This window comes from Micromonospora sicca (assembly GCF_003172935.1).
Lineage (GTDB): Bacteria > Actinomycetota > Actinomycetes > Mycobacteriales > Micromonosporaceae > Micromonospora > Micromonospora sicca.
The window spans coordinates 1-21,984 of the sequence record NZ_QGKS01000312.1 but is presented as its reverse complement, the minus strand read 5'-3'; the positions used below and the strand labels follow the sequence as shown (position 1 = coordinate 21,984).

Genomic DNA, 21,984 nt, shown 5'->3' with positions numbered 1-21,984 from the left:
GTGCCAGGAATGAGCAATTCGGCGATGACCGCGCCGCCGCCCGAGGTGGGGGCGGTCGCCGAGCGGGCGTCGCTGGCGTTTCGCGCCGTGGAGACATGGCTCTCCGGCGAGGTCATGAGGGAGCTGCTGGGCGTCCTCGGCGTACGGCCCGGCGTCGACGACCCGGCCTCCTGGGCGGACAGTGCGTCGGCCGTCGGTCGTCAGCTCGACGTCGACGAAGCGTTGCCGGGATGGTTGGTGCCGGTCCTGCGCGGTGCGCCGGCGACCCGGAACGGCCTGTCCGCCGGCCAGACCTGGTTGCTGCGCCGCGCACTGGCCGTCGAGCGTGTCGCATCCGCCCACTTCAACTTCCGCATGTCTGGTGGCGGCACGTACCGGGAGCGCTGGCAAGCGGTTGCGGGTGACCTGGCCCCCGACGTGCGGGCCCGCGTTCTCGACCTGGCCGACGAACTGGGACTGGTGAGCCCCCGGCGGCCGCGACAGCGCCGCTACGACCACACCCTCGTCCTCGGCGGTGGGTTCACCTCGCCGCTGATCCGGGCCCGTCACGCGGCGGAGCTCCGGGCGTCCGGCGTCGGTCTCGGCGAGATCAGCTTCCTGGGCAGCCCGCGCCGGCTGGCGAACGGTCCGCCGCGACCGGAACGGCTTGCGGTGCGGCACTTCGCCCCCAACGCCGCCGACGAGTTCGACCTCATGGTCGGCGCCGCCCGGGCCGCCTTCGGCGCGTCGCCGGCCGTGGTGATGTACCTGTGCGGCTGCCCGTCGGCGGAGGTCCGGTGTCCCCGATGGCGCTGCGCGGGAGCGGCCGGGGCCGCCGACACTCCGGCCGCGTACACGCACGATCGCCGGGTCGACCTCGTCGACGGCGGGGGGCACGTCCTCGGCTCGGCGCTGTCCGCGAGCACCGGCCGCCCGCCCTACCGACCCGACACGGCCGACACGATGCGGTTGTGGGCCTGGTGCGGCGACCCGCGGCCGGGACAGCATGTCCTCGTGGTGACCAGCCAGGTCTTTGTCCCCTTCCAGACCTTCGACGGAATGCGGCGGCTCTACCTGCCGCACAACCTGGAGGTCGACACGGTCGGCGTGGGCACCGACTGGGCGACGAACCCGCGGGCGGCGGAAAACCTGCTGCAGGAGACGCTGTCGGCGGTGCGGTCCGCGCGGCGGCTGCTCGTCGACGCGGCCGGGCTCCTCCTCGACGTCGGCGTGGACGGCTGACCACGGCATGGACTTCGCGTTCGCCACCGAGCCCGGCTCCGACCGGCCCAACGAAGACCACGTCGTCGTCTCGGCCGGCTTTGCGATCGTCCTCGACGGGGTCACCCAACCACCCGACCTGGACACCGGCTGTGTGCACAATCCGGCGTGGCTGGTCCGGGCGCTAGCCTCCTGCCTGGTCGAGGCGTTGTCGGCGGATCAGGCGGCCGCTCTCAACCAGATCCTGGCGACAGCCATCGACCGGATGCGCGGACTCCACAAAGGCAGCTGCGACCTGACGGATCCGAACAGTCCGTCCACCACCGTCGCGATGGTGCGTGAACGCGGCGACCAGGTGGACTATCTGGTGCTGTGCGACTCGTCCGTGGTGTTCGAGGACGGAGACGGGATCGTCGCCGTACACGACAACCGCACCGACACGCTCCCGGCCTACGACCGGCACACGGTCGCCGGGCTGCGCAACCGGCCAGGTGGGTTCTGGGTGGCGTCAACCGATCCGGCCGCGGCGGCCGAGGCGGTGACGGGCACGCTGTCCCGCCAGGGGCTGCGCCGGCTGCTGCTGTGCACCGACGGGATCTCCCGGCTCACCGAGATCTTCCCGCTCGACTGGACGGACGTGTTCCGGCTGGTTGAGCGGGGCGGTCCGCGGGCCGCCATCGACGCGGTCCGGGCGTACGAGGTGGACCGTCCGGAGCTGCTGGTGCGGTCCGGCCGCGGCCGGGTCAAGCGGCACGACGACGCGACCCTCGCGGTGCTCAGGAGCTGAGGCGGGAATGGTCGGTGCCGTGGGTGCGGGAGCGATATCGTGGTGTTCCGCCCAGTTCCACTGGTCGCCCCCGGGACCGTCGAACGGGGCGAGACGGTCGCCAATGGGGAAATCGCCGACAGTCTGGGGGACTGGCGAGTTCGTTGACAGGATTGCGACAGTGCGGTTGCATGGAAGAGCCCGCGACGCTTCAATACCGGCGGGTCAGCCTCTGCACGAAAGACCATCACCACAAGCCCGACCCGCCCCGAAACAGCGTCCCGCCATTCATCGGTTCCGGATGTGGTCACGCGCGGCGGCGTGGACGGCCTGGTTCGACGGGATGTGCCACGCGGTGATCGAGAAAGTAAGCAGTCCGGCGTCCACCGACGATCTGTTTCGGCAGGCGGCCGTCGACGCGACCATGCTGCAAGACCGGATAATGACGGAAACGGGCGTAACCGTCGGCGGGGAGGTCGCGGCACTGGCGCTCGCCAACGCCCTCCTCGCCGTGGTGCAGGAATACCTCGAGCAGACCTCGGACGAGTATGACCTGGATCTGTTCCTCGAGGTCAACGGGAGACAGCCGGACGACTTCGCGTCGTGGCCGGTGACCATCCTGGCGGGCCTCAGGATGCGGCGGACCCCTCCGGAGGACTGGCGATCCATCTGTGACCGTGCCGTCGAGACGGCCGTTCGTCAGGTCCGGTCGTCGTAGCCCTGAGCGACGCCCCGCCGGTTCGCGGCGAGGAACTGGGAGTTGCTCCGCGCCGATTAGTAGGCTGGGCACCGTGACCATCACGTTTGCTGACCTCACCACCATGCGGGTTGGCGGGCCGGTAGGCCGCCTCTACGTCCCGGAGACCACCTCGCAGGTGATCGAGCTTCTGCACGAGACCACCAGTGACGGTGATCAACTGCTGGTGATGGGCGGCGGATCGAACCTGGTGGTGGGCGACATCGGCTGGCACGGCACGGTCATCAAGATGGCCTCCGCCGAGTTTCACATCGACGGCGAGCTGGTTACCGCGGCTGCTGGCGTGGAGTGGGACGACGTCGTGAAGGCCAGCGTCCACGAGGGCCTGTCCGGCCTGGAGGCCCTGTCCGGCATCCCCGGCCTGGTGGGCGGTACGCCCGTACAGAACGTCGGCGCCTTCGGCACCGTGACCTCTGACGTGCTCGAATCGCTCTCCGTGTACGACCGGCACACCGGTCTCCTGGAGCGGTGGACCCCCGAGCGCTGCGGCTTCGGCAGCCATCGGCAGTCGGTTTTCAAGCACAGCGACCGCTGGGTGGTGGTGCAGGTGACGTTCCGCCTGCGCCGGAGCAACCAGTCGCGGCCGATCGAGTACGTGGAGCTTGCCCGCAAGCTGGGAATCGCGGTCGGCGGCACCGCGGCCCCCGCCGACGTACGGGAGGCCGTTCTCGCCCTGCGCCGCAGCAGGGCCATGGTCCTCGACCCGGAGAATCACGACACCTGGAGTGTCGGGTCGTTCTTCATCAATCCGGTCCTCGCCGAGGTGCCGGCGCGTGCCGCCGAGTGCCCCCGGTACTTCGACGTCAAGGGAACGAAGTTGCCGGCAGCGTGGCTGATCGAGCATGCCGGGTTCCCCCGTGGCTACGGTCACGAGTGGGGGAACGGGACGGTGGCGCTGTCCAGCCGTCACGCGCTCGCCGTGACCAATCGAGGCGGCGCCACCGCGTCGGACGTCATGAAGTTCGCCGCACACATCCGAGACGGCGTCGAAGCGCGCTTCGGTATCCGACTCGGCCCCGAATGCGATCTCGTCAACTGTTCGTTCTGACTGCGCCTGATCGCCGAGGCGCTCACTCCGCCCGCCGGACCAGGGCAGGACACGGTTTGTCGACCCTGGGCGGCGGGCGGGACCGCGACCAGGTCGTTAATCACGACCGTGCTGGTGGGCGTGGACCCGGAGCGGCTGGTCGTCCGGCTCACCGGGACCGGCCGGATCTGGGCGCTCTCGGCCGGCTACGAGTTCCGACCTCGGCGGTCACCGCGTGCGGCCGGTCAGCCGTGCGGAGGCGTACCCCCGGAGCGCCGGCTGGCGGCTGCCCGGCACCTTCTGGCCGAGCCAGATCATGGCCGGCAGCGACGTCTCCGGGGCCACCAGGCGGTCGCTCTTGCCCCCGATGCTGCGGATCGAGTGGGTGACGGGCGGGTCGAGCGGGCGGAACGGTGAGCGCCCATCATGCTCTGCTTCGGAAACCGCAGCGCCGCGGTTGACGCGCTGTCAGGCGGGCGCCCTCGCTGCGCTACACAGTGACAGTTGTCCCTGCCGCCGGCTGGTGAGAGCGTGCGGGGACCGAACAGCCGCCGAAGGGTGCGACGATGACCGATCTGCTGGCCCGGCACCGGGCCGTGCTCCCGTCCTGGATGCCGCTCTACTACGACGAGCCGATCGAGTTGGTCTCCGGCTCCGGACGCCGGGTGACCGACGCGCAGGGACGCAGCTACCTGGACTTCTTCGGCGGGGTGCTGACCAACATGGTCGGTTACGACATCCCGGAGATCCGGGAGGCGGTGCAGCGGCAGCTCGCCACCGGCATCGTGCACAGCTCCACGCTCTACCTGATCCGGCAGCAGGTCGAGCTGGCCGAGAAGGTCGCCCGGGTCTCCGGCATCCCCGACGCCCGGGTGTTCTTCACCAACTCCGGCACCGAGGCCAACGAGGCGGCGCTGCTGGTCGCCACCAACTACCGCCGCTCGCACCAGATCCTCGCCGTGCGCAACAGCTACCACGGCCGGTCGTACGCGGCGATGGGCGTCACCGGCAACCGGAGCTGGTCGGCCAGTGCGCTCAACCCGCTCCAGGTGGCCTGGCTGCACTCCGGCGAGCGGGTCCGCGGCCTGCTCGCCCGGCTCGGCCCCGGCGAGCAGGTCGACGCGGCGGTGGAGGACCTGCGCGAGGTGCTCGCCACCCAGACCGCCGGCGACGTGGCCTGCCTGATCGCCGAGCCGATCCAGGGCGTCGGCGGCTTCGTGCACCCGCCGGACGGTCTCTTCGCCGCCTGGAAGAAGGTGCTTGACGAGTCCGGCATCCTGTTCGTCTCCGACGAGGTGCAGACCGGCTGGGGCCGCACCGGCGAGCACTTCTGGGGCTACCAGGCGCACGGCGTCACCCCGGACCTGCTCACCTTCGCCAAGGGCATCGGCAACGGCTTCGCCCTCGCCGGGGTGGTCGGCCGGGCCGACGTGCTGGAGTCGGTGCCGGCGATCAGCTTCTCCACCTTCGGCGGCAACCCGATCTCCACGGCCGCCGGCAACGCCGTCCTCGACTACCTGCTCGACCACGATCTCCAGGCCAACGCGGCCCGCGTCGGCGCGATCCTCGCCGACGGCCTGCGGTCCGCGGTGGGCGGCCTCGACTGCGTCGCCGAGGTACGCGGCAAGGGGCTGATGCTCGGCGTCGAGTTCGTCCGCCCGGGCACGACCGAGCCCGACCCGGCGATGACCGTCCGGGTCTTCGAGGCGTGCAGGGCCGGTGGCCTGCTCGCCGGCAAGGGCGGCCTGTACGGCAACGTGTTACGGATGGGCCCGCCGCTCACCCTCACCGAGGAGGAGGCCCGCGAGGGCCTGGCCATCCTGGTCGACGCGATCCGCTCGTCGGCGGAGGCCGGAGCGTGAGCACCATCGGGCACTTCGTCGACGGCAAGCGGGTCGCCGGCAGTTCGGAGCGGCGGGCCGACGTCTTCGACCCGGCCACCGGCCGGCGTACCGGTCAGGTGGAGCTGGCCTGCGCCGCGGACGTCGCGCGCGCGGTGGAGGCGGCCGAGCGGGCCGCGCGGGCCTGGCGGGACGCCTCCCTGGCCAAGCGGACGGCGGTGCTGTTCGCGTTCCGGGATCTGGTCAACGCCCGGCGCGACCGGCTCGCCCAGGTGGTCACCGCCGAGCACGGCAAGGTGCTCGCGGACGCCGCCGGCGAGGTGCAGCGCGGCCTGGAGGTGATCGAGTACGCCTGCGGCATCCCCTCGGCGCTGCGCGGCGGCTTCAGCGAGAACGTCTCCACCGAGGTCGACTCGTACAGCCTGCGGCAGCCGCTCGGGGTGGTCGCGGTGATCTCCCCGTTCAACTTCCCGGTGATGGTGCCGCTGTGGTTCGTGCCGGTGGCGGTCGCCTGCGGCAACGCGGTGGTGCTCAAGCCGAGCGAGAAGGACCCCAGCGCGGCGCTGCTGCTGGCCGAGTGGTTCGCCGAGGCGGGCCTGCCCGACGGCGTGCTGAACGTGGTCAACGGCGACAAGGAGGCGGTCGACGCGCTGCTGGACCACCCCGGCGTGAAGGCCGTCTCGTTCGTCGGCTCCACCCCGGTCGCCCGGTACGTGCACCAGCGCGGTTCGCTGGCCGGCAAGCGGGTGCAGGCGCTCGGCGGCGCGAAGAACCACATGGTGGTGCTCCCCGACGCCGACCTGGACCTGGCCGCCGACGCGGCGGTCAACGCCGGGTTTGGCTCGGCGGGGGAGCGGTGCATGGCGATCTCCGCGCTGGTCGCGGTGGAGCCGGTCGCCGACGCGCTGGTCGCGAAGATCGCCGAGCGGATGGCCGGCCTGCGCACCGGGGACGGCCGGCGCGGCTGCGACATGGGCCCGCTGGTCACCGCCGCGCACGCGGCGAAGGTCCGCTCCTACGTGGAGTCCGGGATCGCAGCCGGCGCGGTGCCGGTGGCCGACGGCCGGGACGTCACCCCGGACGGCGAGGCCGAGGGCTTCTGGCTGGGCCCGACCCTCTTCGACCACGTCACCCCGCAGATGTCGATCTACACCGACGAGATCTTCGGCCCGGTGCTCAGCGTGGTCCGGGTCGGCTCGTACGACGAGGCGGTCGACCTGGTCAACGCCAACCCGTACGGCAACGGCACGGCGATCTTCACCAACGACGGTGGCGCCGCCCGGCGTTACCAGCACGAGGTGGAGGTCGGCATGGTCGGGATCAACGTGCCGATCCCGGTGCCGATGGCGTACTACTCCTTCGGCGGGTGGAAGGCCTCGCTCTTCGGCGACCTGCACGCGCACGGGGCCGACGGGGTCGCCTTCTTCACCCGGGGCAAGGTGGTCACCAGCCGCTGGCTCGACCCGCGTCACGGCGGGGTCAACCTCGGCTTCCCCACCCAGACCTGAGCAGCCGCAGCAGCCCCGCCCCGGCCAGGTACGCCACCAGCGCCGGGGCGGGCAGCCCCAGCGGCTCCGGGGCGGCCTTGCGGGTCAGGCTGTTCAGCAGCAACCCGGCGACCACGCCCGCGTACCCGGCGACCGCGAGCACGGCCCGGACGGACGGCGTGCGCGGCTCGGCGTCCCCGCCCCCGGCGTCCCCGCCCGGGGTCGGCGCCCGGGCCGGACCGGTGCCGTCGGTGCCGGACGCGGTGCGGCCGGGGGCGCGGGTGTCGGACCTGGCCGGGCTGGTCCGGCGGCTGCGGGCCTCGATCCGGCCGAAGACGGCGACGAGCGCCGCCAGCACCACGGCCAGGGCGAGCAGCCAGGGCACCCGCCACGCCCACCAGGCCGCCGAGCCGACCCGGGAGGTGGGGAGCACGCCGACGGCGTCCAGCAGGCCGATCAGCAGCACGGCGGCGGTCAGCTGCCAGAGGAAGACGGTCAGCACCACCGAGTTCACCGCGATCACCGCCTGCCACGGGCCGGTCCGGCGCAGCCAGCGGCGCGCCGGGGCCCGGAGCAGCAGGATCAGCCCGAGCTGCGCGGTGGCGACGGCGAGCAGCGCCAAGCTCGGCGGCGCGGCGTTGTCCAGCCGCTCGCCGGGCACGTTGAGCATCGCCACCGGGTACGGCCCGACGATCGTCAGCAGCACCAGCGCGACCAGCCCGCCGGCCAGCAGCGCCAGCCCGGTGCGCCGGGAGGTGGGCAGCCGCCGGCGGCGCGGGGTGTCCGGCGAGCGGGCGTCGTACCAGGCGAAGCCGAGCTGGTGCACGGCCAGCCAGCCGAAGAGGTAGTTCCCCGTCGCCAGGCCGGCCGGGCCGACCAGCCGGCCCAGGTCGCCGAGCGCCACGAGGCCGACCAGCACCAGCGGCACGACCAGTCCGAAGCGACGGTGCAGCGCGTACATCGGCGGGGTCAGCGGGACGACGATCAGGTACGCGACGAGGAACCAGAGCGGGATGGTGGCGAACCAGACCACGGTGCGGATCTCGCTCGGTTCGGCGCCGCGCAGCCGGGCGACCGCCGCACCGACCGCCAGCACGACCAGCAGGGCGGTGGTCGGGCGGACCAGCCGGGCGCTGCGGTCGACCAGCCAGCCGGTGGCGTCGCCGCCCCGGGAGCGGCGCGCGGTCAGCGAGGCGGCGTTGGCGTACCCGCCGACCAGGAAGAAGACCGGCATCACCTGGGCCACCCAGGTCAGCGGCCAGGCCCAGGGCAGGTCGCCGAGGGCGGAGTGGCCGGTGGGCCGGCCGGCCCGGTCGTACCCGATGACGGTCACGCCCCAGTGACCGAGGACGACCATGATGATGGCGAGCGCTCTGAGCAGGTCGACGTAGCGCTCCCGCCCCGCCGGCGTGCGCTCGGCGAGCTGCCGCAGGCGGCGCATGGGCCCAGGCTATGCCAGCCGGCGCCGGCCGGTGGTGATAACGGTTCGGTCCCCGGGTCTTGTGGTCCGCGTCCCACTGTCGTAGAAATTCTTCAGCAAGATTATGAGAACTGAAGACAAGCAACACACGACACCCCCGTGCCTCGACGCCGCGGCCGCCATCCCCCAGTCCCGGCGGCCGCCCGTACCCGAACCGAGGAGATGTGATGAACAGGCGTGACATCCTGCGGCGCAGCGCCGCCGCCGGTCTGCTGGCCACCCCCGCCGCCGGCCTGCTCGCCGGCTGCGCCACCTCCGGCGGCGACGACAAGTCCGACGCCGGCACCTACAAGGGCACCAAGAGCGAGCAGAACCCGCTCGGCGTCAAGGAGGACGCCCCGCTCGAGGTGGTGATCTTCAACGGCGGCTTCGGCGAGGAGTACGCCAAGGCCCACGAGGCCATGTACAAGGAAAAGTACCCGAAGGCCGAGATCAAGCACTCCGCGACGCAGGAGATCAACAAGACCCTCCAGCCGCGCTTCGTCGACGGCACCCCGCCCGACGTGGTGAACAACTCCGGCGCCGGGCAGATCGACCCCAACGGCCTGGTCTCTCAGAACGCCCTCGCCGACCTCGGCGAGCTGCTCGCCGCGCCGAGCCTCGACATCCCGGGCAAGACCGTCAAGGACACCCTGCTCCCGGGCGCCGTCGAGGTCGGCTCGTACGACGGCAAGTTCCTGGTGATGAACTACACCTACACCGTCTACGGCATCTGGCACTCCACCAAGCTCTTCAGCGAGCGCAACTGGCAGTACGCGAAGACCTGGGACGAGCACATCGCGCTCTGCAAGCAGATCAAGGCCGCCGGCATCGCCCCCTGGACGTACGCGGGCATCCACCCGCGCTACATGAGCTGGCCACTGATCTCCACCGCGATCAAGCTCGGCGGCCCCTCGGTCGCCCTGGCGATCGACAACCTCGAGCCGAACGCCTGGAAGTCCGACGCGATGAAGACCGCGGCCGACGCCTGGTACCAGATCGTCAAGGACAAGTACATCCTGGAGGGCTCGCCGGGCCTCGACCACAAGCAGTCGCAGACCGCGTGGTGCCAGGGCAAGGCGGCCTTCATCTCCTGCGGCTCCTGGCTGGAGAGCGAGCAGAAGGACGTCACCCCGGCCGGGTTCAACATGACCGTCGCCCCGACGCCGAGCCTGGGCAGCGGCGACAAGCTGCCGTTCGAGGCGGTCCGCGGCACCGCCGGCGAGCCGTTCATCGTGCCGGCCAAGGCGAAGAACGTGGCCGGCGGCCTGGAGTACTTCCGGACGATGCTGTCCAAGAAGGGCGCCCAGGACTTCACGAAGAAGGTCGCCAGCCTCACCGTGGTGGCCGGCACCACCGAGGGCGTCGAGCTGCCGTTCGGGCTGGCCACCGTGGTCAAGGCGCTGGAGGCGTCCGGGTCGAACGGCTTCAACTGGGTCTACAACAACTACTACCGCAAGCTGGAGCGCAACCTCGTCGACGCCGCCTGCGGCGAGTTCTTCAGCGGCCGGTCCACCCCGGCGGAGTTCCTCGACCAGTGCCAGAAGGGCGCCGACTCGATCGCCCAGGACAGCTCGATCAAGAAGTACAAGCGGGCCGCGTGACGTCCCCGGTGGGGGCGGGCGGTCCCGCCCCCACCGCCCGAAACCAGGGAGGGTCGCCCCGGTGCGACATGGCAGATACCCGCTGATCGTCAGCTTCCTGCTGCCGCCGCTGGTGCTGTACGGCGTCTTCGTGCTCTCGCCGTACCTCCAGGCCTTTCAGATCTCGACCACCGACTGGCTGGGATATTCCGCGCAGGCCGACCCGGTCGGCATGGCCAACTTCCGCACCCTGCTGCACGACGGCTACGTCTGGAACGCGTTGAAGAACAACGCGATCCTGCTCGCCCTGGTGCCGGTGCTCACCATCGCGCTCGGCCTCTTCTTCGCCACCATGCTCACCATGGGCGGCCGCAAGGGCCGGGCCGGGGTCTCCGGGGTACGGGGCACCTCGGTCTACCGGCTGGTCTACTTCTTCCCGCAGGTGCTCTCGGTGGTGATCATCGCGCTGCTCTGGAAGGAGATCTACCACCCGAACAGCGGCCTGCTCAACGGCGCGCTGCGGGCGGTGGGCCTGCCCGCCCCGACCTGGCTGGGCGACCCCCGGTTCGCCTTCTGGTGCGTGCTGGCGGTGATGGTCTGGAGCAACGTCGGGTTCTACGTGGTGCTCTTCGGCGCGGCCATGCAGGCCATCCCGCGCGACATCTACGAGGCGGTGCTGCTCGACGGCGCGTCCCGGGCGGTGATGCTGCGGAAGATCACCATCCCGCTGCTCTGGGACACCGTGCAGGTGGCCTGGATCTACCTGGCCATCGCCGCGCTGGACGGCTTCATCCTGGTGCAGCTGATGACGAACGGCGGCCCGAACTTCTCCTCCGACGTGATCGGCAACCGGATGTACGACACCGCGTTCGGCAGCGAGACCAAGTTCGGGTACGCCTCGGCGATCGGCGTGGTGATGTTCTTCCTTACCCTCTCGGTGGCGGTGCTGGCGCTGCGGGCCGCCCGGCGCGATCGGATCGAGTTCTCTTGACATATTCCGCCCTATTCGGAGGCGGACCCCGCGATCGCTCGTCGGGCTTCCTGCTTCATCGGGCCGCGCCGTCCCCGCGTACGCGGTTCCGGTCTTACCGGTCCTCCACAGGCGTTTTGTCTCTCCGCCAGCCCGGCGGCGAGAATATTCTTAGCAGCATTGACATCCCGGTCGTGCGTTGCCCCACAACGGCAGGTCCAAGAACGGATGTTCAACGGCATCCGCTCGGCGTAATGGCCGCAGGAGGAGCATCGCTTGGAGGACGGGAACCATCGGCTCACTACGATGACGCTACGGCCGTACCACTGGGCCTTGTATTCCAGCATCGAGCGCAGTTCCGACCACCCAGCATCGGAGATTGCCCTTGCCAGGCTGTGATTTTGAAGCATGTTCTTGACGCTGAGGTCCTCGATCACGACCGTTTGGTTCTCGCGGACGAGTCGGGTGGTCAGCTTATGAAGTTCGTCGCGACGGCGGTCGGCGATCCGCGCATGGATCTTGGCGACATGAAGCCTGGCTTTCTCGCGGTTGGCGGATCCTCTCTCTTTACGGCACAGGCTTCGCTGGGCCTTTCGCAGTCGCCTCCGCTCGGGGACCGCATGTCTCGGGTTGGCAACCTTCTCTCCAGTGGAGAGGGTGACCAGCGCACTCAGGCCCACGTCCACGCCGACGACACGGTCAGTGGCTGGCAGTGGTCTCACCGATCGATCCTCGACGCGAAGCGAGACGAACCAGCGGCCTGCGGCGTCGCGACTTACGGTAACCGTCGACGGGTCAGAACCCGGAGGCAGCGGACGCGACCAGGCAATCCGCAGCGGACGGCGCATCTTTGCCAAGGTGAGCTGCCCATCCCGCCAGGTGAAAGCGGAGCGCGTGAACTCAGCCGAAGCGCGGGAACGCCGCCTGGTTTTGAAGCGAGGGTATCCAGACCGCTTAGCAAAGAAGGAATCAAAAGCTGTCTGCAGGTGACGGACCGCTTGCTGGAGCGGAACGGACGAAACCTCGTTCAGGAAGGGGTACTCGTCCGTCTTCTTCCAGCGGGTAAGCGCAGCAGACGTCTCTGCAAAGCTCATGGCACGGCGTTCGGTCTTGTAGAACCGGGTGCGCTCTTCGAGAGATTTGTTGTACACCACGCGAACGCATCCGAAGGTGCGGCTCAACTGTTCCGCTTGGTCCGGCGTGGGGTAGAAGCGGTACTTGAACGCTCGTCTCACCGCTTCACCCACGCCCGCCATGTTACGAGTCCACTGTGACATTTCTGAGGGGAGGGAGCGGCGTGACTGCTAACCCGGACCAGACCTCGCCGTCCCGCACGGCGGACCCTGCGACCGCCGTCGGCGCCACGGCCGTTGAGAAGGCTGGCGGTCAGCCCATACCTCGGCATGCCGATCGGCCGCTGCGGCGGGAACTGGGCGTGGCGAACGCGTTCTCGCACACCTTCCTGCTGCTCTGGGCGGCGATGACCATACTGCCGCTGGCCTGGATGTTCGTCAGCTCGCTCAAGAGCAACAGCGAGATCCTGGCCGACCCGTGGGGGCTGCCCGGCGCGCTGCGCTTCGACAACTGGGCGCGGGCCTGGACGAAGGCGCACATCGGCCAGTACTTCCTGAACAGCGCGGTGGTGGTGGCCGGCTCGCTGACCCTGACCATGCTGCTCGGCGCGGCGGCCGCGTACGTCTTCGCTCGGTACGAGTTCCGCGGCCGGCAGGTGGTCTACTACCTCTTCGTCGGCGGGATGATGTTCCCGGTCTTCCTGGCCCTGGTGCCGCTCTTCTTCGTGGTCCGCAACGCCGGCCTCTTCGGCACCTGGACGGGCCTGATCCTGGTGTACGCGGCGTACTCGCTGCCGTTCACGATCTTCTTCCTGACGGCGTTCTTCCGGACCCTGCCGACCTCGGTCGCGGAGGCGGCACTGATCGACGGCTGTGGTCACTTCCGGCTCTTCTTCCGGGTGATGCTGCCGATGGCGCGACCGGGACTGATCAGTGTCGGCATCTTCAACTTCCTCAGCCACTGGAACCAGTTCCTGCTGCCGCAGGTGTTGATGCAGGGCGACGAGTCGAGGTGGATGCTCGCCCAGGGGTTGAACGCGCTCGCCGTCAACCAGGGCTACGCCGGCGACTACGCGCAGCTCTTCGCCGGCCTGGCCATCGCGGTGCTCCCGGTGCTGGTGGTGTACGTGACGTTCCAGCGGCAGATCCAGGCCGGGCTGACCGCGGGCCAGCTCAAGTGAGGTGTCGGCCGCCACAGCAAACGGGGCAGCGGGGTCTCCCGGTGCTCCTCTATGGTGGGCCGGCACATTCACCGGATTGACGGGGATCACATGTTCCTTCTCTACACCCTTCTGCTGATGCTCGGTGGCATCGCGATGATCGTCATCGGTCTCGCGATCCGTGAGCAGGGCACCGGCTCGCGGATTCTGAACGTCGTCGTCGGCCTGGCATTCTTCTGCTACGGCTTCTACCTGATGTTCCTCTTCGAGGGCGGCACCTACCGGATCTTCTTCTACGCCTTCATCCTGCCGATCCTGCTGATCGTCCGGGCCGTGAAGGCGCGCAAGGAGGCCAGGGAGCAGGCGGCGGCGCACCAGGTCGCCGCCCAGGGCCACCCGGGCCAGCCCGCGCCGGGTTGGTCGGCGCCCGAGGGGCAGCCCGGCCCGTACGGCCAGGCCCCGCAGGCGCCGCAGGGCTATCCGGCTCCGCAGGGCTACCCGGGCCACCCGGGCCACCCGGGCCACCCGGGCCACCCGGGCCACCCGGGCCACCCGGGCCACCCGGTCCCGCAGGGCCAGTTCGGCCACCCGCAGGGGCAGTACGGCCACCCGCAGGGGCAGCCGGGTCACCCGACCAACTGACCTCGGGCCTCGGAGCGGGCCGGTCGACCCCCGGGTCGGCCGGCCCTCTTCCGGCTTGACTGGTAGGAAATCTCCTACCTATTGTGGCGGGCATGACCGTGACCCATGTGCAACTCGTCTCCGTGCCCGTCAGCGACCAGGACCGGGCCCGTGACTTCTACGTCGACGTCCTCGGCTTCGACCTGATCTGGGACAACCCGATGGGCCCCGGCGGCCGCTGGGTGCAGGTCGCGCCAAAGGGGGCAGCCACCGCCCTGACCCTGGTCACCTGGTTCCCCACCATGCCGCCCGGCTCGCTCAAGGGCCTCGTGCTGGAGACCGACGACCTCGACGGCGACGTGGCCGCGCTGCGCGCCCGGGGTGTGGCCTTCGCCGACGGCGGGATCCAGACCGCCCCCTGGGGCCGGTACGCGACCTTCGACGACCCCGACGGCAACGGCATCGTGCTCCAGTCGACCCGTGTCTGAGGGGGACGTCTTCGCCGCGCTGGCCAATCCCACCCGGCGGGAGCTGCTCCGGCTGCTGCTGGAGCGGGGCGAGCAACCGGTGCAGCGGCTCGCCGACCACTTCGACATGCGGCGCCCGAGCCTGTCGGAGCACCTGAAGGTGCTCCGGGACGCCGGGCTGGTGGTGGAGCAGCCGGTCGGCCGGCAGCGGCTCTACTCGTTGCGTCCGGAGCCGTTGCGGGAGGTCGCCGACTGGCTGGGCCCGTACGAGCGGTTCTGGCGCGCCCGCCTGGCCGACCTGCGCGACGTGCTGGACCGGCTGCCCGATGAGTGATCACGCGACCATCGCGGTGGACCAGTTCCTGGCCCACCCACCGGCCAAGGTCTGGCGGGCGCTGACCGATTCTGATCTGTTGGCGCGCTGGCTGATGCCGAACGACTTCCGCCCCCTACCGGGTCACCGCTTCACCTTCCACACCCAGCCCCGGCCCGGCCAGGGCTTCGACGGGGTGGTGCACTGCGAGGTGTTGGAGATCGACCCGCCGCGCCGGCTGCGCTGGGCCTGGCGAGGCGGCCGGCTGGACACCGTGGTCACCTGGACCCTCGCTCCCGAGGGGCGGGGCACCCGGCTCTTCCTCGAGCACGCCGGCTTCGACCCGGACGACCCGGTGCAGCGCCGGACGTTCACCCTGCTCGACGGCGGCTGGCGCAGCCACGTCTGGCGTCGGCTCGAGGCGGCGCTGACCGCCGTCGAGTAGCAGATGGCCGGACGGCGCCGGGACCGGCCCGCCCGCCACCCGGCCCGACTCGGGCCGCACCCGGTACCGGTGCGGGTCGCCTGTGGAGCTGAATCGTCTGCGACATCGGCGGGCCCGGTGCCCGGCAGGCCGTGGGGTCAGGGCACCGTCCGGCGCCGAGTCCTGCGACATCGGCGGGCTCGGAACGGTGCGGTGCTGCCCCGGCGCGAACCTGCGCTGAATCGTTTGCGACATCAGCTCCATAGCGTGCGCCGGGCACATCCCCGGGTGGTGCCCGCGCGTGCGCTGCGTGCCGCCGGGGGGCACGGGGAGCGTCCAGGGGTGACGCTGCGCCGTACGCCTGATGCGCGGCAACGCGGCCGGACACGGGCCCCGGGCGACCGGGGCCACGGCGGCGGTCGCGGGCGACGCCCGTCAGGCCGGCGGCGGGACCAGCAGCGCGTGCAGCGCGGCGGGGTCCGTCACCTCGGGCAGGTCACGGGCGGCGAGCCAGGCCGCCGCGGCGGCGCCGTCGCCGGCCGTGCACAGCGGCGCGTCCGGCCAGCGGCGGGCCAGTTCGACGCGGGCCGCCTCGGCGAGCGGGGTGTCGCCGGTGAGCAGCCCGCCGCCGAGCACGACGGGGTCGCTGGCGCCCGCCGGCCGGATTCGGGTGACGCTCTCGGCGAGCAGGGCGGCGGCCTGCGCGACCAGGTCGAGGCCGGTCGGCTCGCCCTCGGCGGCCGCGGCGACGATCAGCGGGGCGAGCCGGGCCAGTTCCACCGGCGGGCGGCGGGTCACCGCCTGCACCACCGCCTCGGCGGTCGCGCGGGGTCGGGCCGCCACCTCGGCCGTGCCGGTCAGGTCGGCGAGCACCCGGGTGGCGAGGACGCCCGGCGGCCGGGCCCGGTCCAGGTCGGTCAGCAGCCGGCGGACCGCCTCGCGGCCGAGCCAGAAGCCGGAGCCGGCGTCGCCGAGGAGCCAGCCGTGCCCGTCCGCGGTGCGGTCCAGGCGCAGGTCGTGTACCTGGGCGGCGATCGCCCCGGTCCCGGCGATCAGCACGGTGCCGTCCGGGACCGCGGTGCCCGAGGCGTACGCGACGAGGGCGTCGCCGTGCACCGCGTACGGGCAGCGCAGGCCGGCGTCGTGCCAGGCGCGGTCGAACGCCGCCCGGCCCGCGGGGTCGGCGAGCAGCCGGCCTGCCCCGGCCAGCCCGATGGCGCCGGCGCGCACCCGGGACGGGTCCACCTCGGCGAGCGCCGCGCGCAGGGCCACCAGCAGCTCCTGGGCGGCGCGCTCGGCGCCGTGACTGGTCGGGTTGCCGCCGCCGGCCCGGCCGGCGCCGAGGCGTACCCCGTCGAGGCTCAGCGCGGCTGCGCGGGTGGACGTACCTCCGACGTCGAGGCCGACCACGACGGTGCCGGACATCCGGTGGGCCTCCCTGGGGTCGGTGGCTGGCGGCCTTCATGCTGGTCGGCCCGGCTGCCCGAGGCAAGATCCGAGGCCCCGCCGCGCGGTGTGCGCCAGGTAACAGTTTGAAAACTTCGCCCACGGTCTTGACATGGAGGGGCCTTCAGTAAGAAATTTTACCACTAACAGTTAACAGTCTTTTCGGAAAGGCGTCCCATGGTTGATCACGAGGTGGACACCCCCGCGTTGCACCTGCACGCGGTGGTCGACGCCGACGCGGTCGACCGCCGGGGTGCGTTGACCGTCTCCGCGGACGGGGTGCTGGCCAGGGTCCGGGCCGGGGCGGGGGAGCTGACGGGGGCGTTGCGCCGGGTCGCTGAGCACGTGCTCAGCGACCCGGAGGCGGCGGCCCGGGCCACCATCGTGGAGCTGGCCGAGCGCAGCGGCACCTCGCCGGCGACCATCACCCGGTTCTGCCGGGCCATGGGCTTCGAGGGCTACGCGGACCTGCGACTCGGCATCGCGTCGGAGACCGGCCGGGCCCGCTCGGCGGGCTGGACGGTCGACATCGGCCGGGAGATCCAGCCCAGCGACCCGCTGTCCCGGGTGCTCGACCAGATCATGGCCGCCGACACCCGGGCCATGCACGACACGGCCGCGCTGCTCGACCTGGCCGAGGTGGAGCGGGCCGCCGTGGCCATCGCCGGGGCGAGCCGGGTGAACATCTTCGGCGCCAGCGGCAGCGCCCTGGTCGGCGAGGAGATGCAGTTCAGCCTGCACCGCATCGGGGTGGCCGCCTGGGCCTGGAGCGACGTGCACGAGGGGCTGGCCAGCGCCGCGCTGCTGGGCGCCGGCGACGTGGCGCTCGGCATCTCGCACACTGGGCAGACCCGGGAGACCATCGAGATGCTCGCCGAGGCGGGCAGCCGGGGCGCCACCACGATCGCGCTGACCGGCTTCCCCCGCTCGCCGCTGGCCGAGCTGGCCGACATCGTGCTGCTCACGGCCAGCCAGGCCACCACCTTCCGGCCGGACGCGCTCTCCGCCCGGCATCCCCAGCTCGTCGTCCTCGACCTGCTCTACATCGCGGTGGCGCAGCGGACCCACGACCGCGCCCACGCGGCCTTCCGGCGTACCGCCCAGGCCGTCGACGGGCACAAGGCCGCGAAGGGGGCCGCCTCATGATCAGCGCACAGCGGTACGCGGACGCCGTCCGCCCGGTGCTCGACCGGGTGGTCGACACCCAGGCCGACGCGGTCGACCGGGCGGCCGACCTGATCGCGGCCGGGCTGCGGGCCGGTGGGGTGCTCCAGGGATTCGGCGCCGGCCACTCCGAGGCGTTCGCCGCCGAGCTGGTGGCTCGGGCCGGCGGGCTGGTCCCCACCAACCGGCTCTCCCTGCACGACCTGGTGCTGCACGGCGACGCGCCCCGCGACGTGCTCGCCGACCCCAAGTTGGAACGCGACCCGGCCGTCGCGCACCAGCTCTACGCGCTCGCGGCCCCGCACCCGCGGGACGTGTTCGTGGTCGCCTCCCAGTCCGGCATCAACGGCTCGGTCGTCGAGCTGGCGACGCTGGTGAAGGAGCGCGGCCATCCGCTGATCGCGGTCACCTCGGTCGAGCACACCGCACGGGTCGCCCCGCGGCACCCGTCCGGGTACCGGCTCGCCGACCTCGCCGACGTCGTGCTGGACAACGGCGCGCCGTACGGCGACGCACTGCTGCCGCTCGAGGGCGGCGGCGCGGTCTGTGCGGTCTCCTCGGTCACCGCGGCGCTGCTGGCGCAGCTGCTGACCGCCGAGGTCGTACGACGGTTCCACCAGGCCGGGGAGGTACCCCCTATCTACCTCTCCGCCAACGTCCCCGGTGGGGACGAGCACAACCTCGCCCTCGAGTCGCGGTACGCCGGGCGCCTCCGGCGGACCGCCTGACCCGGACACCACAAGGAGAGACAGAGATGTCGATTACCCCCGAGAACCTCGGTGACCTCAGCCGCCGGACCCTGCTGCGGCGGGCCGCCGCGGCCGGCCTGCTCGCCACCCCGGCCGCCAGCCTGCTCAGCGCCTGCGCTGGCAGCGAGCCGAGCAAGTCCGACGACACCGGCGCCGCGAAGAGCAAGGACAACCCGTTCGGTGTCAAGGACGGCAGTGCCGTCAAGGTGGTCATCTTCAACGGCGGCCTGGGCGACCAGTGGGCCAAGGAAGACAAGGTCGTCTTCAACGCCAAGCACCCGAACATCACGGTCAACATGTCTTCCACGCAGAAGATCAAGACCGAAGAGCAGCCGAAGATGGCGACGCAGCCGAGTGACCTGGTCATGAACTCGGGCGCCGACATGATGGACCGCAGCACGCTGATCAACGAGGGCGCCATCGAGCCGCTCGACGACCTGCTCACCGCGCCCGCCTGGGACAGCGAGGGCACCGTCGCGGACTCGCTGCTGCCGGGCACGGTCGGCGACGGCACCCAGAACGGCAAGTTCTACGTCGTGAACGTGGCGTACACGGTGTGGGGCAACTGGTACAACGCGGCGCTGTTCAAGAAGGAGGGTTGGCAGGCGCCGACCACCTGGGACGAGTTCTTCGCCCTGGCCCCGAAGATCAAGGCCAAGGGCATGGCGCCGTACGTGCACGACGCCGTCCACGGCTACTACCCGCGCTGGGGGCTCATGGCGAGCATCTGGAAGACCGCCGGCAAGCAGGTCGTCGTCGACATCGACAACCTGAAGGAGAACGCCTGGAAGGCCGACGGCGTGCTCAAGGCGCTGGAGCCGTGGGAGAAGCTGGTCAAGGACCGGCTGCTGCTGCCGGGCAAGCTGGACCACACCCAGTCCCAGCAGGCCTGGCTCGACGGCAAGGCGGCGTTCATCCAGGTCGGCACGTGGCTCAAGAACGAGATGTCCGCCACCATCCCGCCGGGCTTCGAGCTGACCCTGTCGGACTACTGGAGCAACGCCGACGACAAGGCGCCGAAGGACGTGTTCGCCGCGTCCGGCGAGGGCTTCGTCGTGCCGAGCAAGGCGCCGAACAAGGAGGCCGCGAAGGAGTTCCTGCGGGCGATCCTGTCGAAGGCGGGTTCGGCCAAGTTCGCCGAGCTGACCAAGTCGCTGGCCTCTACCAAGGGCTCCGGCGACAACGTGCAGGACTCCGCGCTCGCCAGCGCCAACACCCTGATGAAGAACGGCGGCAGCGAGCTCATCTCGATCAAGTTCCAGGACTTCTACGCCGACCTGGACAAGGAGAGCCAGAACCTGTCCGAGGAGCTGATGGCGGGCCGGCTGACCGCGCAGCAGTTTGTCGACAAGATGCAGGCGGCCGCCGACAAGGTCGCCAAGGACTCGTCGATCAAGAAGCAGACCCGCACCGCCTGACCCGAACGAGAGAGTGAGTCCAATGCGGCACGGAGTCGCGCGTTTCGTCACGGGCTTCCTGGCCCTGCCCGTCGCGCTGTACCTGTTCTACGTGGTGTGGCCGTTCGCGCAGGCGGCGGGATACTCGCTGACCGACTGGGGCGGGTACTCGGATTCCCAGCGCTTCGTCGGTCTCGACAACTACGTCCGGCTGCTGTCGGACGAGTTGATCAGGAAGGCCTTCTGGCACAACGTCTTCTTCCTGATCACCGTGCCGCTGTTCACCATCGCGCTGGCCCTGTTCCTCGCGTTCCTGCTCAACGTGGGCGGCCGCGAGGACAGGGCCGGCATCCGGGGGGTGTTCGGCTCCGCCGTCTACAAAGTCATCTTCTTCTTCCCGCAGGTGCTGTCGCTGGTGGTCATCGCCGTGATGTGGCAGCAGATCTACCGGACCGACAGACAGGGTCTGATCAACGGCCTGCTGATCAAGCTCGGGCTGGGCGACCCGGAGAACCCGATCGCCTTCACCGCCGACCCGGAGCCCTTCCTCGGCGTACCGGCGGTGCTGTGGTGGCTGCTGCTGATCGCGGTCTGGAGCGGCGCCGGCTTCTACATGGTGCTCTTCTCGGCGGCGATGCAGTCCATCCCGAAGGACATCTACGAGGCGGCCCTCCTCGACGGGGCCGGCCGCTTCCACACCTTCTTCCGGATCACGCTGCCGCTGCTGCGGGACACGATCTCGGTGGCCTGGGTGTACCTGGGCTTCATCGCGCTGGACATGTACGCCCTGGTCTTCGTCATGACGCCCAGCCAGGGCGGACCGAACCACGCCAGTGAGATCTTCGCGTCGGTGCTCAACTTCACCGCGTTCCAGAAGGGCCAGTTCGGCTACGCCTGCGCGATGGGTGTCGCCCTGGCGATCTTCACGATCCTGCTCGCCGCGGCGCAGCTGAGGATCACCCGTCGCGACCGTATCGAGTTCTGAGGAGGCTGGACATGAGCACGGCGACACACGGTGGTCTGACCCGGCCCGACGAGAGCCCGGCTACCCGACCCGATCCCGCACCGCGTACCACGTCCCGCGCCGCCGCGATCGGCGGCCGGATCTTCAACGGCTTCTCCCACATCTTCCTGGTGGTCTGGGCCGTGATGGTGATCTACCCACTGCTGTGGGTGGTGATGTCGGCGCTCAAGAGCGACTCGGAGGTGATCCGCGATCCGCTCTCCCTGATCCCCGACACGCTGCACTGGGACAACTTCGCCCGGGCGTGGGGTGAGGGGCACCTCGGGGCGTTCTTCCTCAACACCATCCTGGTGATGATCGGCAGCGTCTTCCTCACCATGCTGCTCGGCTCGATGGCCGCGTACGCGCTGGCCCGCTACGAGTTCCGCGGCAACCGGTTGATCTACTACATGTTCCTCTCCGGGCTGACCCTGCCGATCTACCTCGCCGCGGTGCCGCTGTTCAAGGGCGTCTACAACACGGGCGTGGTCTTCCCGCTGCTCGGCCCGAACAAGCACGTGATGCTGATGCTGGTCTACGTGGCGTGGTCGCTGTCGTTCACGATCTTCTTCATGCATTCGTTCTTCCGGACGCTGCCCGACTCGATCGCCGAGGCGGCCATGGTCGACGGGGCCTCGCACAGCCGGCTGTTCTTCAGCGTGATGCTGCCGATGGCCAAGCCGGGCCTGATCAGCATCGGCATCTTCAACGTGCTCGGCCAGTGGAACCAGTGGTACCTGCCGACGCTGCTCATGCAGTCGGTGGCGGGTGAGCCGAAGAACCAGGTGATCTCCCAGGGCCTGATCGAGCTCTCGGTCAACCAGGGCTACAAGTCCGACTGGTCGGGCCTCTTCGCCGGCGTCACCATGGCGATGCTCCCGGTGCTCATCGTGTACATCGTCTTCCAGCGCCAGGTCCAGTCCGGCCTCACCGCCGGCGTAGGCAAGTAACCCCACCCGTCACGGGGCGCAGTTTCCCGGAAAGAGTGGCCGTTCCGCCCGGGATGGCCACTCTTTCCGTGCAAGAGGGCACTCGGGCGACGGCGCGCGGCGGACTGTCGCAGGGGCGGGGGAGAAT

At 70.6% G+C, this 21,984-nt stretch carries 21 protein-coding genes; 18 read left to right on the top strand and 3 right to left on the bottom strand.

The annotated features are described in order from the left end of the window. The first annotated feature begins 9 nt into the window (after window positions 1-9). The 6 genes from DKT69_RS26185 (at window position 10) to DKT69_RS26160 (ending at window position 7,099) form a co-directional block, all read left to right on the top strand. Window positions 10-1,221 carry a hypothetical protein gene (locus DKT69_RS26185; RefSeq protein WP_146231211.1) on the top strand — a complete coding sequence of 404 codons (1,212 nt, stop codon included), beginning with the start codon at window positions 10-12 and terminating at the stop codon, window positions 1,219-1,221. A gap of 7 nt (window positions 1,222-1,228) precedes the next feature. Then, window positions 1,229-1,987: a protein phosphatase 2C domain-containing protein gene (locus DKT69_RS26180; RefSeq protein WP_109804161.1), complete on the top strand. Its 759-nt coding sequence runs from the start codon at window positions 1,229-1,231 to the stop codon at window positions 1,985-1,987. Between the two features lie 280 nt (window positions 1,988-2,267). After that, window positions 2,268-2,684 (top strand): hypothetical protein, encoded by a 417-nt coding sequence (locus DKT69_RS26175; RefSeq protein ID WP_109804160.1) that lies wholly within the window; start codon window positions 2,268-2,270, stop codon window positions 2,682-2,684. Window positions 2,685-2,757: 73 nt separating this feature from the next. Further along, window positions 2,758-3,771: a UDP-N-acetylmuramate dehydrogenase gene (locus tag DKT69_RS26170; protein WP_109804159.1), complete on the top strand. Its 1,014-nt coding sequence runs from the start codon at window positions 2,758-2,760 to the stop codon at window positions 3,769-3,771. Between the two features lie 545 nt (window positions 3,772-4,316). Further along, window positions 4,317-5,612, top strand: coding sequence for an aspartate aminotransferase family protein (locus tag DKT69_RS26165; protein ID WP_109804158.1), 1,296 nt, complete (start codon window positions 4,317-4,319; stop codon window positions 5,610-5,612). Further along, window positions 5,609-7,099 carry a CoA-acylating methylmalonate-semialdehyde dehydrogenase gene (locus DKT69_RS26160; RefSeq protein ID WP_109804157.1) on the top strand — a complete coding sequence of 497 codons (1,491 nt, stop codon included), beginning with the start codon at window positions 5,609-5,611 and terminating at the stop codon, window positions 7,097-7,099. The genes DKT69_RS26165 and DKT69_RS26160 overlap by 4 nt, the downstream gene beginning before the upstream one ends. Here DKT69_RS26160 and DKT69_RS26155 read toward each other — a convergent pair. Further along, a complete protein-coding gene (locus DKT69_RS26155) occupies window positions 7,071-8,519 on the bottom strand; it encodes an acyltransferase family protein (protein ID WP_109804156.1) in 1,449 nt (482 codons plus the stop codon). The genes DKT69_RS26160 and DKT69_RS26155 overlap by 29 nt on opposite strands. Window positions 8,520-8,725: 206 nt before the next feature. On the opposite strand from DKT69_RS26155, the gene ngcE (DKT69_RS26150) reads away from it, so the two are divergent. Further along, on the top strand, window positions 8,726-10,141 hold the full coding sequence (ngcE, locus tag DKT69_RS26150; protein WP_109804155.1) for an N-acetylglucosamine/diacetylchitobiose ABC transporter substrate-binding protein: 1,416 nt from the start codon (window positions 8,726-8,728) through the stop codon (window positions 10,139-10,141). Between the two features lie 61 nt (window positions 10,142-10,202). After that, window positions 10,203-11,111, top strand: a complete 909-nt coding sequence (locus DKT69_RS26145) for a carbohydrate ABC transporter permease (RefSeq protein WP_109804154.1) — start codon at window positions 10,203-10,205, stop codon at window positions 11,109-11,111. An 11-nt stretch (window positions 11,112-11,122) separates the two neighbouring features. Here DKT69_RS26145 and DKT69_RS26140 read toward each other — a convergent pair whose 3' ends face one another. After that, the gene (locus tag DKT69_RS26140; RefSeq protein WP_109804173.1) at window positions 11,123-12,337 is read right to left on the bottom strand and encodes an RNA-guided endonuclease InsQ/TnpB family protein; all 1,215 of its coding nucleotides are present in this window, start codon (window positions 12,335-12,337) and stop codon (window positions 11,123-11,125) included. Window positions 12,338-12,570: 233 nt separating this feature from the next. Here DKT69_RS26140 and DKT69_RS26135 point away from each other — a divergent pair, with 233 nt between their 5' ends. The 5 genes from DKT69_RS26135 (at window position 12,571) to DKT69_RS26115 (ending at window position 15,169) form a co-directional block, all read left to right on the top strand. Beyond that, window positions 12,571-13,344: a carbohydrate ABC transporter permease gene (locus tag DKT69_RS26135; protein WP_201749870.1), complete on the top strand. Its 774-nt coding sequence runs from the start codon at window positions 12,571-12,573 to the stop codon at window positions 13,342-13,344. A gap of 90 nt (window positions 13,345-13,434) precedes the next feature. Continuing rightward, entirely contained in the window at window positions 13,435-13,965 is a 531-nt protein-coding gene (locus DKT69_RS39170; RefSeq protein WP_109804153.1) for a hypothetical protein, read from the top strand. 92 nt (window positions 13,966-14,057) lie between these two features. Next, window positions 14,058-14,432, top strand: a complete 375-nt coding sequence (locus DKT69_RS26125; protein WP_109804152.1) for a glyoxalase superfamily protein — start codon at window positions 14,058-14,060, stop codon at window positions 14,430-14,432. Next, on the top strand, window positions 14,425-14,745 hold the full coding sequence (locus tag DKT69_RS26120) for an ArsR/SmtB family transcription factor (protein ID WP_109804151.1): 321 nt from the start codon (window positions 14,425-14,427) through the stop codon (window positions 14,743-14,745). The genes DKT69_RS26125 and DKT69_RS26120 overlap by 8 nt, the downstream gene beginning before the upstream one ends. After that, a complete protein-coding gene (locus tag DKT69_RS26115; protein ID WP_109804150.1) occupies window positions 14,738-15,169 on the top strand; it encodes an SRPBCC family protein in 432 nt (143 codons plus the stop codon). The genes DKT69_RS26120 and DKT69_RS26115 overlap by 8 nt, the downstream gene beginning before the upstream one ends. 414 nt (window positions 15,170-15,583) lie before the next feature. Here DKT69_RS26115 and DKT69_RS26110 read toward each other — a convergent pair whose 3' ends face one another. Further along, the gene (locus DKT69_RS26110) at window positions 15,584-16,573 is read right to left on the bottom strand and encodes an N-acetylglucosamine kinase (protein ID WP_109804149.1); all 990 of its coding nucleotides are present in this window, start codon (window positions 16,571-16,573) and stop codon (window positions 15,584-15,586) included. Window positions 16,574-16,771: 198 nt separating this feature from the next. Between DKT69_RS26110 and DKT69_RS26105 the strand changes: the two genes are divergently transcribed. Genes DKT69_RS26105 through DKT69_RS26085 form a run of 5 tightly spaced genes read left to right on the top strand, consistent with a single transcriptional unit; the run spans window position 16,772 to window position 21,857 of the window. Beyond that, complete coding sequence (locus DKT69_RS26105; protein WP_109804148.1) at window positions 16,772-17,740, top strand: MurR/RpiR family transcriptional regulator; 969 nt, start codon at window positions 16,772-16,774, stop codon at window positions 17,738-17,740. After that, window positions 17,737-18,486: an SIS domain-containing protein gene (locus DKT69_RS26100; protein ID WP_109804147.1), complete on the top strand. Its 750-nt coding sequence runs from the start codon at window positions 17,737-17,739 to the stop codon at window positions 18,484-18,486. The genes DKT69_RS26105 and DKT69_RS26100 overlap by 4 nt, the downstream gene beginning before the upstream one ends. A gap of 26 nt (window positions 18,487-18,512) precedes the next feature. Continuing rightward, window positions 18,513-19,925, top strand: coding sequence for an N-acetylglucosamine/diacetylchitobiose ABC transporter substrate-binding protein (ngcE, locus tag DKT69_RS26095; RefSeq protein WP_109804146.1), 1,413 nt, complete (start codon window positions 18,513-18,515; stop codon window positions 19,923-19,925). 22 nt (window positions 19,926-19,947) lie between these two features. After that, a complete protein-coding gene (locus DKT69_RS26090) occupies window positions 19,948-20,889 on the top strand; it encodes a carbohydrate ABC transporter permease (RefSeq protein WP_109804145.1) in 942 nt (313 codons plus the stop codon). An 11-nt stretch (window positions 20,890-20,900) separates the two neighbouring features. After that, window positions 20,901-21,857 carry a carbohydrate ABC transporter permease gene (locus tag DKT69_RS26085; protein ID WP_109804144.1) on the top strand — a complete coding sequence of 319 codons (957 nt, stop codon included), beginning with the start codon at window positions 20,901-20,903 and terminating at the stop codon, window positions 21,855-21,857. Window positions 21,858-21,984: the final 127 nt, after the last annotated feature.

Coding starts and splice junctions, on each gene's coding strand:
- DKT69_RS26185 (WP_146231211.1), top strand. CDS start 10: ATGAGCAATTCGGCGATGACCGCGCCGCCGCCCGAGGTGGGGGCGGTC.
- DKT69_RS26135 (WP_201749870.1), top strand. CDS start 12,571: ATGACCATACTGCCGCTGGCCTGGATGTTCGTCAGCTCGCTCAAGAGC.
- DKT69_RS26180 (WP_109804161.1), top strand. CDS start 1,229: ATGGACTTCGCGTTCGCCACCGAGCCCGGCTCCGACCGGCCCAACGAA.
- DKT69_RS26165 (WP_109804158.1), top strand. CDS start 4,317: ATGACCGATCTGCTGGCCCGGCACCGGGCCGTGCTCCCGTCCTGGATG.
- DKT69_RS26110 (WP_109804149.1), bottom strand. CDS start 16,573: ATGTCCGGCACCGTCGTGGTCGGCCTCGACGTCGGAGGTACGTCCACC.
- ngcE (WP_109804146.1), top strand. CDS start 18,513: ATGTCGATTACCCCCGAGAACCTCGGTGACCTCAGCCGCCGGACCCTG.
- ngcE (WP_109804155.1), top strand. CDS start 8,726: ATGAACAGGCGTGACATCCTGCGGCGCAGCGCCGCCGCCGGTCTGCTG.
- DKT69_RS26175 (WP_109804160.1), top strand. CDS start 2,268: ATGTGGTCACGCGCGGCGGCGTGGACGGCCTGGTTCGACGGGATGTGC.
- DKT69_RS26085 (WP_109804144.1), top strand. CDS start 20,901: ATGAGCACGGCGACACACGGTGGTCTGACCCGGCCCGACGAGAGCCCG.
- DKT69_RS26115 (WP_109804150.1), top strand. CDS start 14,738: ATGAGTGATCACGCGACCATCGCGGTGGACCAGTTCCTGGCCCACCCA.
- DKT69_RS26100 (WP_109804147.1), top strand. CDS start 17,737: ATGATCAGCGCACAGCGGTACGCGGACGCCGTCCGCCCGGTGCTCGAC.
- DKT69_RS26105 (WP_109804148.1), top strand. CDS start 16,772: ATGGTTGATCACGAGGTGGACACCCCCGCGTTGCACCTGCACGCGGTG.
- DKT69_RS26090 (WP_109804145.1), top strand. CDS start 19,948: ATGCGGCACGGAGTCGCGCGTTTCGTCACGGGCTTCCTGGCCCTGCCC.
- DKT69_RS26125 (WP_109804152.1), top strand. CDS start 14,058: ATGACCGTGACCCATGTGCAACTCGTCTCCGTGCCCGTCAGCGACCAG.
- DKT69_RS26155 (WP_109804156.1), bottom strand. CDS start 8,519: ATGCGCCGCCTGCGGCAGCTCGCCGAGCGCACGCCGGCGGGGCGGGAG.
- DKT69_RS39170 (WP_109804153.1), top strand. CDS start 13,435: ATGTTCCTTCTCTACACCCTTCTGCTGATGCTCGGTGGCATCGCGATG.